23 protein-coding genes are annotated in these 17,071 nt (G+C 65.1%); 12 read left to right on the top strand and 11 right to left on the bottom strand.

The window, feature by feature from the left end; translation table 11 throughout:
• Positions 1-123: 123 nt before the first annotated feature.
• The 9 genes from rplL to BLV97_RS15655 all read right to left on the bottom strand — a co-directional run bounded on the left by rplL (position 124) and on the right by BLV97_RS15655 (position 6,014).
• A complete protein-coding gene (gene rplL / locus BLV97_RS15695) occupies positions 124-501 on the bottom strand; it encodes a 50S ribosomal protein L7/L12 (protein WP_035838069.1) in 378 nt (125 codons plus the stop codon).
• Between the two features lie 66 nt (positions 502-567).
• Positions 568-1,083, bottom strand: a complete 516-nt coding sequence (gene rplJ, locus BLV97_RS15690) for a 50S ribosomal protein L10 (RefSeq protein WP_035838070.1) — start codon at positions 1,081-1,083, stop codon at positions 568-570.
• 236 nt (positions 1,084-1,319) lie between these two features.
• Entirely contained in the window at positions 1,320-2,018 is a 699-nt protein-coding gene (gene rplA, locus BLV97_RS15685) for a 50S ribosomal protein L1 (RefSeq protein WP_035838072.1), read from the bottom strand.
• A gap of 3 nt (positions 2,019-2,021) precedes the next feature.
• Positions 2,022-2,450: a 50S ribosomal protein L11 gene (gene rplK / locus BLV97_RS15680; protein WP_035838074.1), complete on the bottom strand. Its 429-nt coding sequence runs from the start codon at positions 2,448-2,450 to the stop codon at positions 2,022-2,024.
• A 97-nt stretch (positions 2,451-2,547) separates the two neighbouring features.
• Positions 2,548-3,081 (bottom strand): transcription termination/antitermination protein NusG, encoded by a 534-nt coding sequence (gene nusG, locus BLV97_RS15675; protein WP_035838075.1) that lies wholly within the window; start codon positions 3,079-3,081, stop codon positions 2,548-2,550.
• 211 nt (positions 3,082-3,292) lie between these two features.
• Complete coding sequence (gene secE, locus BLV97_RS15670) at positions 3,293-3,490, bottom strand: preprotein translocase subunit SecE (RefSeq protein WP_035838096.1); 198 nt, start codon at positions 3,488-3,490, stop codon at positions 3,293-3,295.
• A gap of 134 nt (positions 3,491-3,624) precedes the next feature.
• Positions 3,625-4,488, bottom strand: coding sequence for a hypothetical protein (locus tag BLV97_RS15665; protein WP_143037559.1), 864 nt, complete (start codon positions 4,486-4,488; stop codon positions 3,625-3,627).
• A 108-nt stretch (positions 4,489-4,596) separates the two neighbouring features.
• A complete protein-coding gene (locus BLV97_RS15660) occupies positions 4,597-5,376 on the bottom strand; it encodes an ABC transporter permease (RefSeq protein WP_051645826.1) in 780 nt (259 codons plus the stop codon).
• 8 nt (positions 5,377-5,384) lie between these two features.
• Positions 5,385-6,014 carry an ABC transporter permease gene (locus BLV97_RS15655; protein ID WP_051645827.1) on the bottom strand — a complete coding sequence of 210 codons (630 nt, stop codon included), beginning with the start codon at positions 6,012-6,014 and terminating at the stop codon, positions 5,385-5,387.
• A 34-nt stretch (positions 6,015-6,048) separates the two neighbouring features.
• Between BLV97_RS15655 and BLV97_RS15650 the strand changes: the two genes are divergently transcribed.
• The 12 genes from BLV97_RS15650 to BLV97_RS15595 all read left to right on the top strand — a co-directional run bounded on the left by BLV97_RS15650 (position 6,049) and on the right by BLV97_RS15595 (position 16,012).
• Positions 6,049-6,246, top strand: coding sequence for a hypothetical protein (locus tag BLV97_RS15650; RefSeq protein WP_143037558.1), 198 nt, complete (start codon positions 6,049-6,051; stop codon positions 6,244-6,246).
• Between the two features lie 6 nt (positions 6,247-6,252).
• On the top strand, positions 6,253-6,942 hold the full coding sequence (locus BLV97_RS15645) for a hypothetical protein (protein WP_035838078.1): 690 nt from the start codon (positions 6,253-6,255) through the stop codon (positions 6,940-6,942).
• A gap of 1 nt (position 6,943) precedes the next feature.
• Positions 6,944-7,351 (top strand): DUF6950 family protein, encoded by a 408-nt coding sequence (locus tag BLV97_RS15640; protein ID WP_035838080.1) that lies wholly within the window; start codon positions 6,944-6,946, stop codon positions 7,349-7,351.
• 1 nt (position 7,352) lies between these two features.
• Positions 7,353-9,692, top strand: coding sequence for a phage tail protein (locus BLV97_RS15635; RefSeq protein WP_092164139.1), 2,340 nt, complete (start codon positions 7,353-7,355; stop codon positions 9,690-9,692).
• Positions 9,689-10,234, top strand: coding sequence for a hypothetical protein (locus BLV97_RS15630; RefSeq protein WP_051645829.1), 546 nt, complete (start codon positions 9,689-9,691; stop codon positions 10,232-10,234). The genes BLV97_RS15635 and BLV97_RS15630 overlap by 4 nt, the downstream gene beginning before the upstream one ends.
• Complete coding sequence (locus BLV97_RS15625) at positions 10,231-12,252, top strand: tail fiber domain-containing protein (protein ID WP_035838082.1); 2,022 nt, start codon at positions 10,231-10,233, stop codon at positions 12,250-12,252. Before BLV97_RS15630 ends, BLV97_RS15625 begins: the two co-directional genes overlap by 4 nt.
• Positions 12,253-12,271: 19 nt before the next feature.
• Positions 12,272-12,562, top strand: a complete 291-nt coding sequence (locus BLV97_RS15620; RefSeq protein WP_035838083.1) for a hypothetical protein — start codon at positions 12,272-12,274, stop codon at positions 12,560-12,562.
• Positions 12,559-12,876, top strand: a complete 318-nt coding sequence (locus BLV97_RS15615; protein WP_035838085.1) for a DUF7936 family protein — start codon at positions 12,559-12,561, stop codon at positions 12,874-12,876. Before BLV97_RS15620 ends, BLV97_RS15615 begins: the two co-directional genes overlap by 4 nt.
• A gap of 302 nt (positions 12,877-13,178) precedes the next feature.
• Positions 13,179-13,682, top strand: coding sequence for a type III secretion system chaperone family protein (locus BLV97_RS15610; protein ID WP_035838087.1), 504 nt, complete (start codon positions 13,179-13,181; stop codon positions 13,680-13,682).
• Between the two features lie 220 nt (positions 13,683-13,902).
• Positions 13,903-14,727: a pyrroline-5-carboxylate reductase gene (proC, locus tag BLV97_RS15605; RefSeq protein ID WP_035838089.1), complete on the top strand. Its 825-nt coding sequence runs from the start codon at positions 13,903-13,905 to the stop codon at positions 14,725-14,727.
• On the top strand, positions 14,724-15,059 hold the full coding sequence (locus tag BLV97_RS15600; protein ID WP_035838090.1) for a tRNA-binding protein: 336 nt from the start codon (positions 14,724-14,726) through the stop codon (positions 15,057-15,059). The genes proC and BLV97_RS15600 overlap by 4 nt, the downstream gene beginning before the upstream one ends.
• The gene (locus BLV97_RS15595) at positions 15,059-16,012 is read left to right on the top strand and encodes a 2-hydroxyacid dehydrogenase (protein WP_035838092.1); all 954 of its coding nucleotides are present in this window, start codon (positions 15,059-15,061) and stop codon (positions 16,010-16,012) included. The genes BLV97_RS15600 and BLV97_RS15595 overlap by 1 nt, the downstream gene beginning before the upstream one ends.
• A gap of 130 nt (positions 16,013-16,142) precedes the next feature.
• Here the strand turns inward: BLV97_RS15595 and BLV97_RS15590 are convergent, their stop codons facing one another.
• Both BLV97_RS15590 and BLV97_RS15585 read right to left on the bottom strand, forming a co-directional pair.
• Positions 16,143-16,562, bottom strand: a complete 420-nt coding sequence (locus tag BLV97_RS15590; RefSeq protein ID WP_051645830.1) for a hypothetical protein — start codon at positions 16,560-16,562, stop codon at positions 16,143-16,145.
• The gene (locus tag BLV97_RS15585) at positions 16,559-16,903 is read right to left on the bottom strand and encodes a PAS domain-containing protein (RefSeq protein ID WP_051645831.1); all 345 of its coding nucleotides are present in this window, start codon (positions 16,901-16,903) and stop codon (positions 16,559-16,561) included. Before BLV97_RS15585 ends, BLV97_RS15590 begins: the two co-directional genes overlap by 4 nt.
• Positions 16,904-17,071 lie beyond the last annotated feature (168 nt).

Below are 17,071 nucleotides of genomic sequence, written 5' to 3'. Positions count from 1 at the left end.
CCGAACCTCCTGCCTCCCTTGGGCAACCTCGCCGGGGCGGGGTTCTCCAAGACAGGCATGGCTGGGCCCGAAAATTCGGACCCAGCCCCGATTTTCACGCCACGGTGCAGGGCACCGCGCGGATTACTTCAGCTCGACCTTGGCGCCAGCCGCTTCGAGCTTGGTCTTGATCTCCTCGGCCTCGGCCTTCGGAGCAGCTTCCTTCACCTTGCCGCCGGCTTCGACCAGGTCCTTGGCTTCTTTCAGGCCCAGACCGGTGATGGTGCGCACTTCCTTGATCACGTTGATCTTCTGCGCGCCAGCTTCGACGAGCACGACGTCGAATTCGGTCTTCTCCTCGGCGGCGGCAGCGTCGCCGCCAGCGGCCGGACCGGCCATCATCACCGCGCCGCCGGCGGCGGGCTCGATGCCGTATTCGTCCTTGAGGATGGTTTTCAGTTCCTGAGCTTCGAGAAGCGTGAGGTTCACGATCTCTTCGGCGAGTTTCTTCAGATCAGCCATTTTTCAGTTCCGTTCTCTAAGATGGGGTCCAACGTCCGGAAATCCAGTACATCGGTCTTCGGTTGCTTACGCGGCTTCGCGCTCTTCCAAGGTGGAGAGGATGCCCGCGATGTTCGAAGCAGGAGCGCCAATCGCACCAGCGATGTTCGAGGCGGGCGCACCGATGCACGACACGATCGAAGCGATAAGCTCCTCGCGCGAAGGCATGGCGGCCACGGCTTTCACACCGGCCTGGTCCAAGGCCGTCTCACCCATGGTACCGCCCAGAATCACGAGCTTGTCGTTCTTCTTGGCGTAGCCGTCGACCACCTTCGCCGCAGCGACGGGATCTTCGGAATAGGCGAGCACGGTCATGCCCGTCAGGAGGTCGGCCATGCTTTCGCAGGGCTTGCCCTGAAGGGCGATCTTGGCGAGCCTGTTCTTGGCGACGCGGACGGACCCACCAACTTCGCGCATCTGCGCGCGCAGGTCCTGCATCTCGGCAACCGTGAGACCTTCGTAGTGGGCAACCACAACGACGCCAGAGCTTTCGAAGATCTGGCCGAGTTCCTCGACCACTTTCTCTTTCTGGGCTCTATCCACAGTTTCACTCCAAGTTTGGGGGTTTCCCCCCGGCTCTAAGATGCCCCGCCGAAGCGAGGCGTTCGGGTCCGTACGGGTCCCGAGGCCAAGATCGCGGGCAGCGCCCGAAAATCCGTCTCGTTCCCCATCTCAGGAAGGACATTAAGCCGAGAGACCCGGCACCCTCCGTCTCGGACAGGACAGGGCGGTTCCTTGCGGACCGCCCCGCCATTCGCCCCGCAAACGGGGCAAATTCTTCAGTTCCCGGTGGCCGACACCAGATCGACCGTCACACCGGGCCCCATGGTAGAGCTCAGCGACACCTTTTGCATGTAGGTGCCCTTTGCGCCCGTGGGCTTGGCTTTCGACACGGCATCGACGAAGGCGCGCACGTTCTGCGCCAGCTTCTCGGCGTCGAAAGAGGCCTTGCCGACGCCGGCGTGCACGACGCCCGCCTTCTCGGCCTTGAACTGGACCTCGCCGCCCTTCGCCGCCTCGACGGCCGCTTTCACGTCCATCGTCACGGTGCCGACCTTGGGGTTCGGCATCAGGTTGCGCGGGCCCAGGATCTTGCCCAGGCGACCGACGATCGGCATCATGTCCGGGGTCGCGATGCAGCGGTCGAACTCGATCTTGCCCGACTGGATCGTCTCCATCAGATCCTCGGCGCCGACGATGTCGGCCCCGGCCGCGGTGGCCTCGTCGGCCTTCGGGCCACGGGCGAAGACCGCCACGCGCACCGTCTTGCCGGTGCCATTCGGCAAGGTCACCACGCCGCGGACCATCTGGTCGGCGTGGCGCGGATCGACACCCAGGTTCATCGCGATCTCGACGGTCTCGTCGAACTTCGTCCCCGCGTTCGCCTTGATCAGCGCGACAGCATCTTCGACGGTCAGGTTTTCCTTGCCGGCGAAGGCTTCACGGGCGGCGCGGATGCGTTTTCCAAGCTTTGCCATGACTTATCCCTTCACCTCGATGCCCATCGAGCGGGCCGACCCCAGGATGATCTGCATCGCGCCCTCGATGTCATTGGCGCTGAGATCCTTCATCTTGGCCTCGGCGATCTCCTTCACCTGGGCCGCAGTCACGGTACCCGCGGCTGCGCGGCCCGGCGTCTTCGAACCGGATTGCAGCTTCGCCGCCTTCTTCAGGTAATAGGATGCCGGCGGCGTCTTCAGCTCAAGGCTGAACGACTTGTCCTGGTAGTAGGTGATGATCGTCGGCACCGGCGCGCCGGGCTCCATCTCCTGGGTGCGCGCGTTGAAATCCTTGCAGAACTGCATGATGTTCAGCCCGCGCTGACCCAGCGCCGGACCAACCGGCGGGGACGGGTTGGCTTGCCCCGCCTTCACCTGCAGCTTCAGCTGCCCGATAATCTTCTTGGCCATCTGGCCTCTCCTTCTGTCACCGCCCCCGTCCGGGGCATCGGTTTAGTGGTCCGGTCCGTCACCCCGGAACGGGGCGCTCGCCTCCCACGAAGATCACTCAGGCGCCCTTCGACACCTGGGTGAATTCCAGCTCGACCGGGGTGGCCCGGCCAAAGATCGACACCGTCACCTTCAGGCGCGCGTTGTCCTCGTCCACATCCTCGACCATGCCGTCGAAGCCCTCGAACGGGCCATCGGTGACCTGCACCTTCTCGCCCACCTCGAAACGGATCAGGTTGCGCGGCGCAACCTCGCCCTCTTCCACGCGGTTGAGGATCTGGTTCACCTCGTCGTCGCGCATCGGCATCGGCTTGCCCTGCGGACCAAGGAAGCCGGTCACGCGGTTGATCGACGAGATCAGGTGATAGCCGCGATTCGACATCTCCATGCGCACCAGCACATAGCCGGGCATGAAGCGCCGCTCGCTCGTCACCTTCTTGCCGCGCCGGACCTCCAGAACCTCTTCCGTCGGGACCAGCACCTCTTCGATCTCATCCTCGAGACCAGCCTCGGCGACCGCGTTGCGGATCTGCTCGGCCACCTTCTTCTCGAAGTTCGAGAGAACGCTTACCGAATACCAGCGCTTCGCCATTGCTTCCTCACTTTAGCCCTGCCCGGCGACCATGGCCCCGGAAATCTTGTAATTTCATGCGGCTGATCCGCATCCCCCGAACATGAAACGGCGCGCTAAGCGAATCGCCGCGCGCCAGGTTCCGTCAGTTGGGCCAGCGTTTACCCCCGCAGCCGCGTGAATTCAAGAGCGTGGGATGAAAATCTGCGGCTTCGACCTGTCCGCCGAGAACCTAGTGGATGTAGTTCAGCAGCGTTGTCAGGCCAGTGCGGATCAGCAGATCTATGACGAAGAAGAACAGCGAGGTCAGCCCCGCCATGACGAAGACCATGACGGTCGTCAGCCCGACTTCACGGCGGGTCGGCCAGGCGACCTTGCTGACCTCGGCGCGCACCTGCTGCATGAACTGAAGGGGGTTTGCCTTGGCCATCATCTACGTCCTGTTACGGGTGTCGGAGGCCAGATACGCGGATCGGGCCCCGAATTCAAGGGCACCGGCGAGAACCGTCCGCAACGGCGGCGTGGTGGCACCCTTATGCAACCGTTCAACCCTTATGCGACCGCTCAAAGGGATCGCGCCCGCGGACGCGGACGCCGGCGCGCGGGACGGGGCGCGGGGCGCGGGGCGAAGACCGGCGACGACGCCCGCTCGGGATCGGCTGCGGGATCGGGCCCGGAAAGCTGCGCCAACCGCTCAAAGGCGGTGTCGCGAACCTTCGCAGGCGAAAGCGGCTCGGGGTCCTGGGCGCGCGCCCTGCGCAGAAGGACATAGCGGTTGGCCGTGAAAAGCAACATCGCCACGGCGGCGATCATCAGGACCCTTTGCAGCGGATTGTCGCGCACCCAGGCCGCGCGGGCCGCCAGGACGTCGGCGCGGCGGCCGAGATAGGGGGTCAGGAACAACAGCTCGGGCGCGGCCCGCACACCCTGCGCCTTCAGCGCCATCCGCGTCAGCTCTGCCCCCTTCGGGCGTTCGACCAGCCCGGCCAGCGTCATTTCGACCCCGGCATTGGCCAACTGGGGATGAGCGCGGGTCACGGCCCATTGAACGAAGGCGTCGCGCGCCTGCCGCGACAGAACCATGCCGCCCAGCACCTTGCCCTCGTCGGCTCCGCCCGGAGGGGCGGTGAACGGCAGGAAATACAGATCCGTGGCCTCGGTGTCGCCATGCGTCGCGTCAAGCCGCAGCTGGTGGCGGATCATCACATCGACCCGCAGCACGGCCTCATGCGGCGCCTCGCCGCCTGGGATCCGGTAGCGATCCAGCGTCACCACGGGCGGCAACGGCCGCTCTGCAAGGCGCGTGTAGGACGCAGCCTGGCGTGCGAATTCGAACCGCATGCCCAGGGAAACCGCCAGCAGCAGCAGGGCCGTCAGTACCGGAACCCAGAGCGGACCGCGGGAGATGGAACTGAGAAGTCGGGACAAGGGATCCTCTTCGCGTTGCGCGGCGCACTGGGGATCGACCTTGCAGGGGCAATTCGGCATCAATGGGGCGCAACGGCGGAATTCTCGGGTTCGGCGAAGGCCGGGACCCTAGCGGTGCTGCGTCACCCGGTATGCCAGGAAGACCGGCACTGCCGTCACCATCAACACCGCCAGCACGATCACGTTGACCTCGGGCAATTCCTGCCCCAGCCGGATCGCGCCGAAAATCCACAGCGGCAAGGTGTTTTGCGCCCCGGCGGTGAAGGTGGTCACGATCACCTCGTCGAAGGACAACGCGAAGGCCAGCAGCGCCCCGGCGATCAGCGCGGTCGAGATCGCGGGGAAGGTCACGCGCCGGAAGGTCATCCACGCGCCCGCGCCCAGATCCATCGAGGCCTCGGCCAGCGAGCCGGGCACCCGGCGCAAGCGGGCCAGCACGTTGTTGTAGACGATGACGATGCAGAAGGTCGCGTGCCCGATCACGATGGTCCAGTAGCTTAGCGGAAGGTGCCAGAACACGAAGAACGAATTCAGCGCCATCCCGGTGATGATCCCCGGCAGCGCGATCGGCAGGACCACGGCGAAGGACAGCGCCTCGCGCCCGCGCCAGCGCGCCCGGTTGACGGCGAAGGCCGCGAAGGTGCCCAGCACGACCGCGATCGTGGTGGCCAAAAGCCCCGCGCGGATCGACAGCCACAGCGCCGTGCGGACCTCGTGGTTGGCCCAGGTCTTCGGAAACCACTTCAGGCTCAGCCCCGCGATCGGCCAGCTTTGCACGTTCGAGGCATTGAAGGCATAGACCGCGATCAAAAGGATCGGGCCGAACAGGAAGGCGATCACCAGGATCGTCCACAGGGCCAGGAAGATGCGGGTGGAACGGCTTTCCATCGGGGGCCTCACATCACGTCGAAGGCGCCGATGCGGCGCGCAAGCCAAAGATAGCCCGCCATCAGCACCAGCGGCACCGTGGCATAGGCGGCGGCGAAGGGGATGTTGTTGGCCACGCCGACGTTGGAATAGACCACGTTGCCGATGAAATCCGACCCCGGCCCACCAACCAGCACCGGAGTGATATAGTCACCCAGCGTCAGCGAGAAGGTGAAGATCGACCCCGCCACCAGCCCCGGCATCGCCAAGGGTAGCACGACCTTCACGAAGGTGCGCCCGCCGCGCGCGCCAAGGTCTTGCGATGCCTCGAAATAATTTCCCGGGATACGTTCAAGCGCGGCGTAGACCGGCATGATCATGAACGGCAGCCAGATATAGCTGAACACGATCCACATCGCCACATTGGTATAGCCGATGTCGGGCGGCGGCAGGCCCAGCGCCTTCAGCCCCCAGTTCAGCGCGCCGTCATGCGACAGGATCAGCCGCCAGGCGTAGACCCGGGCCAGATAGCTGGACCACAGCGGCAGCACGACCGCGGTGATCAGCGCAAGCCGCAGGCGCGGACCGGCGACCCGGGCCATGAAATAGGCCACCGGAAAGGCCAGCACCGCGTCGGTCACGGTGACCAGCGCGGCCACCCGTTATGCGCTTCACCGGCTGATGGAGACGGTGATGGCCGACGGCACCGGCACGACCCCGGCATTCCAGGTGCTACCCGCGATCCGCCCGGGTGCGGTCACGGGCACGGCCGTCACCCTGATCCGGCCCTTCTGCAAGGTCGAATTGATCGCGGGATCCGTGGCCGATCCGGAGGTGCATCATACGGTGGCGCGCGGCGGCTCCCTGAAATTCCAGCAGACGCTGAGGTAACCGCCCATGAAAAGCATCCCATCGGCAACCCTGGCCTACCGGCAGTCCCGCGCCGGAACCATGGTTCGCAACCTGCTCTGGATCACGGCGAAGCAGTGGTCCAGCGGCGCGGCGGTGACGGCGGGGTTCTGGAACGGCGACGATACCACGACGGTCACGATTGGCGGCGCGAACCGCCTCTACTATGGCGCGGGCTCGATCATCGGCATCGAGCCCCTGCGCTATACCTCCGGGCTCCTGGTGCAGATGCAGCATGTGCAACTGAACGCGATCGCGCCCGAGGTCGAGCAGGAACTGCGGGGCTATGATACCCGGATCGCGCCAATCGAGATCCACCAGGTGGACCTCGACCCGACAACCGGCGACATGATCGATGTGCCGTTCCGGGTGTTCAAGGGCTGGATCGATCAGCTCGACCTGAAGCGCGCGCCCGAGGGCGGCTCCTACGTCGGCGACATGACGCTGGCGAACTCGACCAGGTCGCTCACCAAACCGCTGACCCTGAGAAAGAGCAACGCGGCGCTTCAGGCGCGCAGCCCTGGGGATACCTTCCGCCGCGATGCCGCCGTTGCCATGGCGATTCCGTTCAACTGGGGTGGCCAGTCCGCGGCCACCCCGAACGCGACGCCCGTGAGCTCCACGGCCGGCACATCGTCCTCGGCCGGCGCCAAAAACCCCCTGTTCTATGGACCGTGAAATGAAACGCCGCGACGACTGGATGCAGAGGCTCTCAAACTACATCGGCCGGCACAGCCGTGCCGGGTTCCGGTATGGAGAACTGGATTGCGCCCTCTTCGCCGCCGGCGCCGTGGCGGCGATGACCGACGAGGATCTCTCGGCCCCCTATCGCGGGCGTTACAAGACCCTGACAGGGGCGCTGCGCGTGCTGCGCAAGGCGGGGCACCGCGATCACATTGCGCTGGTCGACAGCCTGTTCGAGGCGGTGCCGCCGGCCTTTGCGCATCCGGGAGATGTGGTGTGCGTCGACACGGAAGACGGGCCGGCCCTCGGCGTCCTTCAGGGCCCGAAAATCTACCTGCTGACCGAGGCCAATGGGATCCAGACCCGCTCGCGCCTCGACGCGGTAAAGGCGTGGAGGGTATGACATGCCACAGGTAGGTGCCTTTCTCGCCGGAGCCGTCGGCATCTCCGCCACCACGGTGGGGGCCGCGACAGCGGCCTCGGCCGCGTTCACCTTCGGGGCCTCGTTCGTCGGCAAGCTGATCTTCTCGATCGCCGTCTCGGAGCTGTCGAAGGCCCTGGCCCCGCATCCCCGCGCGGCAACGACGCATGCCGGCGTCCAGGGTCAGAGCACCGCCAGCGAGGACGCGCCCGAGGACTTCATGCTCGGCCGGTTCATGACGCCCGGCTGGATCTCCACGCCCGATCGGGATCACGGCACCGCCGGGGGCGTGCCGAATGCCTATCACACCCAGGTGCGGGAATTGTGCGGCGTGCCCGGGGCGCAACTGACCCGCGTCGCCCTGAACGGCGAATGGGTGACCCTCGGCCCCGACGACGGCAGCGGGTATGGGCAGCCCGTTCAGGGCAAGTATGCGGGCTATGCCTGGATCAAGTATTATGACGGCAGCCAGACCGTCGCGGATCCGATGCTGCTCACGAAATACGGCGGCGCCGCCGAGCGGCCCTGGACGAACACGATGATCGGCCACGGCCTCTGCTACGCGATCGCCACCTTCCGCATAAATCGAGATCTGTTCTCGACGGTACCGCAGGTTCTCTATGAGCTGCAGGGCATCCCGCTCTATGACCCGCGTTCCGACAGCACCGTGGGCGGCACCGGGGCGCAACGCTGGTCCGACAGCACCACCTGGGCGGCAACCGACAACCCCATGGTGATGTGCTACAACATCGCCCGCGGGATCACGGTCGGCACCGAGGTCTGGGGCGGCGAATACTCGGCCGACGACCTGCCGCTTGCCGACTGGTTCACCGCGATGAATGCCTGCGATGCGACTGCGACCAATGGCGGCGGCAGCCCCGAGCCGATGTTTCGGGCGGGCTACATGGTCTCGGTCGACATGCAGCCGGCAGATGTCATGGAGGCGCTGGCGGCGACGTGCTCGGCCGAGTTCGCCGATGTGGGCGGCGTGCTGAAGCCGCGCGTGGGCGGCCCCGGGCTTCCGGTCTATTACTTCACCGACGACGATGTCCTGGCCACCCAGCCCGAGGACTACCAGCCGTTTCCCGGCCTCGACCGCACCTACAACGCGGTGAGCGCGAACTATCCCGATCCGAGCACGCTCTACCAATCGCGCGGCGCGCCGCTTCGGACCGATGCCGCCTACCAGGCCGCGGATGGCGGCCGCCTGCTGGCCGCGGACCTGCAGTTGCAGGCCTGTCCCTACGAGAACCAGGTGCAGCGCCTTCAGACCTTCTTGCTGAAGGACAACCGCCGGTTCCGCCAGCACACGGTCACGCTGCCCCCCGACGCAACGCCACTGGAGCCGCTGGACGCGGCCGGCTGGACCTCCGCAGAGAATGGCTACACCAGCAAGACCCTCGAAATCACGGCCACTGCCGAAGACCAGGCAACGCTGGTGACGACGCTGAGCCTGCGGGAGCGGGACGGCGCCGATTACAATTGGGCGGGCAGCGACCAGATCGCGACCACGCCGGCGCCAGCGCTCGGCATGGCGGTCGTTCCCGCCCAGTCCCTGAGCGGATTTGCCGCCGCCGCGACGACGGTTGACGATGCTGGGGCCGTGGCGCGCATCCCCGGGCTGCAGATCAGCTGGGCCGCGACCGGCTCGGACGATATCCGCGCGATCCGCATCGAGATCCGGCGCCAGAGCGACGGCACGATGATCAACGCGATCGAGGTGGCTCCGGAAAACGCCTCGATCATCGCCACCCAGGGCATCGTCGCCGGTATCACCTATGAAACGCGGGGGCTCATTCTGCCCTATTCGGGCCGGGCGACCACATGGACGGGCTGGGTCGCCGTGGTTGCCCCCACGGCCGTCGTCACGCCCTCCACCAACGAGGTCACCACAGACACGATCGCGCCGAACGCTGCCACCCAGGATGGCACGATCGATGCGAGCATCAGCTTCACGTCGGCCGATCCCGACCCCTATGAGGTTGCCAGCGTCACAATCGCCTCGATAGGTGGCCGGCCGCTTCTGATTTCCGCGAAGGGCAGCCTGAGCTTCTACCAGGATCCGGTGCCGGCGGTCAGCAACCAGTCCTACATCGGCCTCCTCGTGCAGATCTTCCAGGGGGCGACAAAGATCTACGAGTCGATGACCTATTCGTTCAGCCAGTCGACCTCGACGCAGACCTGGACCTTCCCGCCGATCTCGATTTTCGGCACGTCCGACGCCGGCTCGTCGGCGGTCAGCATGAAGATCCGGCACTATGGTGGCCAGAACATCAACTACACCTTCACCGGGTCGCTTTCCCTGCTGGAGGTGAAGCGATGAAGCCTTGGGTGATCTATCACAAGAAGACGGGCGCCATCCGCGGCATGTTTCGCTTCGTCAACGAGAAGGCCGTCAACCTGCAGATCCGGCCCGGCGAAGCCGCGATTGAAGGCACGGCAGACCCCCTGCGAGATCGTGTCGAAAAGGGCAAGGTGGTGGCATGCGCGCGCCTGGCAGGTGATGCCGCGACGCGCGCCACCCGGCAGCTGACTGGCGACATGTCGCGCGCGTGCGGGCAGGCGATCCGTGCCGGCTTCTATTCCTCGGCACTCGGCGCGGCGCATTTCTATCGGAACCGCGAGTCGGATCAGCTCACGCGCCTCACCGCGCTGACGCTCGAAATGAGCATGGATCTGCCCTGCACGGACACCGCCGGAAACCGGACCTTGCGGCGCCACTCACCGACGCAAGTTCAGGCGGTATGTCGCGACCAGCTCGCATGGATCACCGCCTGCCACCGTCACCTTGAAAAATCGAACGCCGATCGCGGCGTGACCAACTGGACCACACCCTCGACCGATCACGCGGAGGCCGATCAATGACCAAGATCACCATGAAACGGGGCGACACCTTCGCCGTCTACTGCCAGCGCCTCGATCCCGATGGGAACCCGAAACCATTGACGGGCGTGGCGATCAACTCGACGATTTCCGTGCTCACTTTCAGTGACACGCTGACCGCAACGGTTACCGACGCAGCCAACGGGAAGTTCACCCTGTCCGCGACACCGGCCGCAACGGCGATTTGGCCGGTTACCGGATCACAGCAGATGCTCTTCGACGTGCAGTTCGACGACGGCACCTATGTCGTCAGCACCGACAGCATTCAGGTCGTGGTTCAGCAAAGCCAGACGCAGGTGGCCTCCACCTCCACGGGCCTCCCCGGCCAGAGCGGCAATCCGCTGATCTTCCAAGATATGCCGAACGCTGCCGGCAACATCGCGGCTGGCGCCAACGTCCAGAGCGGGAATGCCCTCTACAAGTTCGCCGCCGCCTACATGGGCGCCCTCGTTGCCGACCCGGCGACCCGCCCAGATGGGTCCGCCCTGCAGACCGGCGACATCTACTGGAATACCGCGCTCAACGAGCAACGGACTTGGAACGGCACAACCTGGCAGGTGGTCTACACCCCCAGCCCGACGACGACCGGCGACATCAATTACACCGGCACACTGACCGGCGGCACTGGCGTGATCAACATCGGTGCGGGGCAGGTCTACAAGGATGCCTCGGGCAATATCGGGATCGGAACAACTAGTCCTTCGCAGGCTCTGGAGATTGCGGGCAATATGCAGCTTCAGAACGGGCAGTATCTTTACGGCCGAAACTTCGCCGGTAGCGCCGTACGCCTAGTCGGCATAAACGCTTCGGATGTCGCATATATTGGGCCTATCGACGCCGGGACGACCACGACTATTATTTCGGCTTCAAGTTCAAATACCACGACTGCATTCTACACCTCCGGGGCAGAGCGGATGCGGATCACCAGTGCCGGCCGCGTCGGGATCGGGACGGCAAGCCCAACGTCACGATTGCAGCTTGGTGACGGAACAGTCTCGGCTGACAATGTCATTACTCTCGGGAAAACCGTCACTGCGGCCGAGGGGGGACTTCCGACTATCAAGCAGATTTCGCTCACCATTGCCGGTACGGTAAATGACATCGAGATTGCAGGCAACGGATCTGGTGGCGGCGTTGTTTTGTCTGGTAGGACCATCGTTTTACGTAGCAATGCCGCGAACGGCAATGTCGAGCGTCTTCGCGTAGACTCCGCCGGCAACCTTGGCCTCGGCGTCGTGCCGAGCGCTTGGGATAGTGGGACTGGCTGTCTCGAGATCGCACCCGGTTACGGATTTGCAGCTGGGTCCGCGCAGGGGCTCAACGTCACCTACGGCACATATTACTCGGCCACTGGATGGCTGTATGCTGTCGCCAGCCCCGTCACGAGGTATAACCAGATTTCAGGATCGCACCGCTGGTACATTGCGCCCACGGGGACAGTCGGTGCCGCTGTCAGCTTCACCCAGGCGATGACACTGGACGGCAGCGGAAACCTGCTTGTAGGGGCTACTTCGACCACGGGCATGAACACCGGCACCTCGGTCAATACCGGATTTGCACTCGCGCCGCAGGGTACCCTTTTGGCTCAGCGCAACGACGACAGCTGCGTGTATCTGAGTAAGGCGACGGGCTACACCAGCGGCTCCTTCCAGCAGTTCTATGTCAATGGTGCAGTTGTTGGCGGCATCTCCACCGACGGCACGACGACAACCTTCGCGACCACCTCCGATGCTCGCGCGAAGTCCGACATCATTGATGCGACGCAGCCTGGCAAGCTGATCGATATGATCAGGGTGCGTCAGTTCAGGATGAAGGCCGACAACTCCTATCACCGGTTTGGCTTCATCGCGCAGGAACTGCGTCAGATCGTGCCGGAGGCGGTAACCCGTCCCGCCGCCGCGCATGAGATGCTCGGTGTCGATTATTCGAAGATCGTCCCGATTCTCACTAAGGAAATCCAGTCGCTACGCAAGCGAGTGGCCGCACTGGAACCCGCTTAACCAAAGGAGAACGAGAACCATGGCAAGAGCCACCGCAGCGGCGAAGAAGGCCGCACCGCCGCGCGCGAAGAAGACCGAGGCCGTGGCGCCGATCCCGACGCGCCAGCAGACCAAGGTCATGATCGAAGGCCGCGAGGTGGTCTTCGAGAACCTGACGCCGGATCAGCAGTACCTGTTCCGCATGGCAATGGATCTCGACGAGAAGATCGCGCGCACCCGCATGGAGCTGGATCAGTTCAGTATCGCCCGCCAAGTGGCCGGGCAGCAGTTGGCCGGGTCGCTCGGCATCAGCCAGGGGGATGCGAAATGACCGCGCCCGTCATCACCTGGCTCGTCGAGAACATGGTCCGCGACACATCCGATGGCATGGTCACGGTGCTGAGCTGGCGGGCCAACGCGACCGATGGCACCAATACCGCGACCCGCTATGGCACCGTCGAGCTTCCGCCCAAAGCCCCGACCGACAAGACCTTCGTGGCCTATGCCAGCATCACCGCCGACCTCGCGGTGACCTGGGCCAAGAATCAGATCGGCGCGGACACCGTTGCGGCCCACGAGGCGGCGCTGACGCAGGAGCTGGCCGACAAGGCCGCACCTGTGACCGCTTCCGGTGTGCCGTGGTAGCGGCATCGCGCATGGCACCCATCGAGCAGGCGGTAACGCCACATTGAACGCCCTGTTTACGCCTTTGCCATCGAAAACCGCTGTGCTGCAGGTTTGCGTGTCAAACTCTGCCGAAATCGGTGGCGAGCTACAAAAAATACACGGTTTTCCACAGATATTTTCGGAAATAGTGCTTTACAGAACCCCTCGCCACATACACCATATATAGTAAGGACGGACGCAAACAAACGCCGCTCCTTGTAGGGCGCCCATGGTTTTGTTGGGGTTCCCCTGCAGGGGGATAGATTTCGAGAGGCCGGGCCATGTCAGTTTCAGAAGAATTCGTGCTCAGTGACGAACTCCACCCAATCGACATCGTTGAAACGCTTGCCGAATATCGTGACTGGGATTTCGACCGCATCACCGACGACCAGATCACGATGCAGGTCGAGGCGCAGTGGCGCAGCTACTCGATCACCCTCGCCTGGTCGCCGATGGACGAGACGCTGCGCCTGATCTGCACCTTCGAGATGGACCCGCCCGAGGCGCGCATGTCCGAGATCTACGAAACCCTGAACCGTATCAACGATACCTGTTGGGCCGGCGCCTTCACCTTCTGGGAAGAGCAGCGCCTGATGGTCTGGCGCTACGGCCTGGTGCTGGCGGGCGGGCAGATCGCGTCGCCGGAACAGATCGACCGGCTGATCGCGGTCGCCGTCGGCACGGCCGAGCGCTTCTATCCGGCCTTCCAGCTTGTCGCCTGGGCCGATCGGGCACCCGCGGACGCCATGCAAGTCGCCATTGCCGAAGCCTACGGGCACGCCTGAACACCGAAACCTTGCAGTAGGTCAGACCTGCCCGCCTTTCGAGGCGGGCGCTTTTTTCCAAGACCATACCAGCCCGCCCCTGCCGAACATCGACCCTGGCTCAGGGGCCGCGAAGGCGCGCTTGGATACGGGCGGGCATGCCCCCACAAGACTTTTTCCGCGCCACCTCTTCCGCCTTTCGCAGATGCGCACTAGTCTCCGCGCCGCAACGGAGGGCGGGATGAACGGACTGGAACTGGTGGCGGCGCGCGGGCTGGTATTGCTGGGCTGCGGCAAGATGGGTTCGGCGATGCTGGCGGGCTGGCTGGAACGAGGGCTGGCGCCGGGCGCGGTCTGGGTGATCGACCCGCGTCCGTCCGACTGGCTGCAAGGGTTGGTGGGCACGGGTCTGCATCTGAACGACGAACTGCCGAAGGATCCGGCAATCGTGCTGATCGCGGTCAAGCCGCAGATGATGGAGACCGCGTTGCCTGCGCTTGCCCCGCTGGGTGGCGGTGGCACGCTGTTCCTGTCGGTCGCCGCGGGCACCACGATCGCGCATTACGAATCCGTCTTCGGCGTCGATACCCCGGTGATCCGCGCCATGCCCAACACCCCCGCCGCGATCGGTCGCGGCATCACGGCGCTGACCGGAAACGCCTGCGCCTCGGCCGCCGATATGGACCTGGCCGAGACGCTGCTTTCCGCCGTGGGCCAGACCGTGCGGCTGGAGGGCGAGCATCAGATGGATGCGGTCACCGCCGTCTCGGGCTCTGGTCCCGCCTATGTGTTTCATCTGATCGAGACATTGGCCGCCGCCGGCGCGGCCGAAGGCCTGCCGCCGGATCTGGCGATGACACTGGCCCGCGCCACCGTCGCGGGCGCCGGCGCGCTGGCGATGGAGGCGGCGGAAGACCCGGCACAGCTGCGCGTCAACGTGACATCTCCGGGCGGCACGACCGCGGCGGCACTGGCGGTGTTGATGGATGAGGCAACCGGTTTCCCGCCGCTTCTGAAACGGGCGGTGAAGGCGGCGGCGGATCGCGGACGGGAGCTTGGCAAATGACGATTACCTTCGATGATTTCCTGAAGGTGGATATCCGTGTCGGCCGCATCGTGCAGGCCGAACCCTTCCCCGAGGCGCGAAAGCCCGCCATAAAGCTGTGGGTCGATCTGGGGCCGGAACTTGGCGTGAAGAAAAGCTCGGCCCAGATCACCCGGCATTACACGCCGGAGGCGCTGATCGGCCGCCAGGTGCTGGCGGTGGTCAACTTCCCCCCGCGCCAGATCGGCCCGGTGATGTCCGAGGTTCTGGTGCTGGGCGTGCCCGACGCCGAAAACGAGGTCGTGCTGCTTGCGCCCGACCAGGACGTGCCGCTGGGCGGGAGGCTTTATTGATGAAACTGCTGATCACGCGCCGCCTGCCCGATCCGGTGCTCGAAGCGCTTGCCCCCGAGTTCGACGTCACCCTGCGAGACGATGTCCGCCCCCTCGACCGCGACGAGATCCACGCGGCGCTGCGCGACTACGACTGTGTCCTGCCGACCCTGGGCGATCGCTTCGATGCCGCCGCCTTCGCCGCGGTGCCGGCCCCGCGCGCCAGGCTGCTGGCGAACTTCGGCGTGGGGTACAACCATATCGACGTGGCTGCGGCGAAGGCCGCCGGCATTGCCGTGACCAACACGCCCGGCGCCGTGACCGATGCCACTGCCGATATCGCCATGACCCTGATGCTGATGTCCGCCCGCCGCGCGGCGGAAGGTGACCGTCTGGTGCGCGCGGGCCGCTGGCAGGGCTGGTACCCGACCGAGATGCTGGGCCTTCACGTCACCGGCAAGACCCTGGGCATCGTCGGGATGGGCCGCATCGGCCAGGCAATCGCAAAGCGCGCGCACCATGGCTTTGGTATGGGCGTGGTGTTCTTCAACCGTTCGCAGGTGGCCGATCCCGGCGTGCCCGCGCACCAGCTTGCCACCCTGGCCGAGGTGATGGCCGCCGCCGATGTGGTGGTGATCGCGGTGCCCGGGGGTGCGGGCACCCGCCACCTGATCGACGCCGCCGCACTTGCCGCAATGAAGCCCACGGCGCATCTGGTGAACATCTCCCGCGGTGACGTTATCGACGAACAGGCGCTGATCGGCGCGCTGCAGTCCGGGCAGATCGCCGGCGCCGGTCTCGACGTATACGAGAATGAGCCCGACGTGCCGCAGGCGCTGCGCGATCTTGACTGCGTTACGTTGCTTCCGCACCTGGGCACCGCCGCGCTGGAGGTCCGCACCGCGATGGGAATGGTCGCGGTGGACAACCTTAAAGCCTTCGCACGCGGGGCGCCTCTTCCGACGCCCGTCTGAGGCGCTCTGCCGCCAATGCGCCCGGGGTCGGTTGCCCACGCCGGCTGATCCGAGATCCGTTCAAGCCGCCCTTCGGTGTCGACATGGAAGGAAACGAGTTGGCGGCCTCGGTCGCCATCAGGCGGAAATTCTAGGAGATCGCGGTGATCGGCCCGCCCGCCGGTTCCAGCCGCGAAGCGGCGATGCGCATGTTGGTCGGCATAAGCCGGATCGTCACGAAGCTGTCGAACAGGGTGATGATCTCGCCATGGATGCGGGCCAGGGCCTCCTCGATCATGCGGATCGCCGCCAGCACCGGATCGCCGGCAAGCCCCATCGCCGTGTCGCGCGCGGTCAGCTCCTCGGCCAGGGCGTGGGACATGAAGCCATCGCAATCGTCGAAGCCGAGCGCCTTCAGCCGCCCGAGCAAGCGAGTTGCGCTATCCTCGGGGGTAGGATCCTGCGCGTTTTCGGCCTCGCGGATGGCGGCCAATTCCTCCGTCACGGTGGCAAACAGCTTGGAGCTGGGCTTGATCCGGATCGAGAGGTAGCCGCCCTCGATCGGCGTCATGGCGGCGAAGACCCAGTAATGCAGCCCGTCGGATGGCGGTTCTTCACATAGGCGCCGATCGGGCGGCCTTGCTGAATGGTCTGCCACAGCAGCCAAAACACCGCGCGCGGCATGTCGGGGTGACGGATCACCTTGTGCGGCGCGCCGATCAGCCGGTCCCAGGGATAGTCCGCAACCCGCTGAAACACGTCGTTGCCCGACTGGATCACGCCGCGCGGATCCGTACGGGAATAGAAGATCTCGTGAATCGCGAAAGGCGCTTCTCCCGCGTTCGGCCGTGAGCTGGACCGTATGCTTCGCGTATCGGGGCTGGTGTCCGGTCCCATGACCGTGTTTTTCATTCCTGCCCCTGTTTGCCGCCCCACGATCGCGCGCCTTCGGGGAATATCGCCAGATAATCTCGCGGTCGCATAAATGATACCCGCAGGGCGATGCCGGAAATGCCGACCGCAGCCTTGGGGCGCATGCCGATCGGTCAGGCATGCCGGTGCGACCGGGCGATGATTTTC

This window comes from Allgaiera indica, assembly GCF_900106675.1.
Taxonomy (GTDB): domain Bacteria; phylum Pseudomonadota; class Alphaproteobacteria; order Rhodobacterales; family Rhodobacteraceae; genus Acidimangrovimonas; species Acidimangrovimonas indica.
This window is presented reverse-complemented; position numbering and strand designations above follow the sequence as displayed.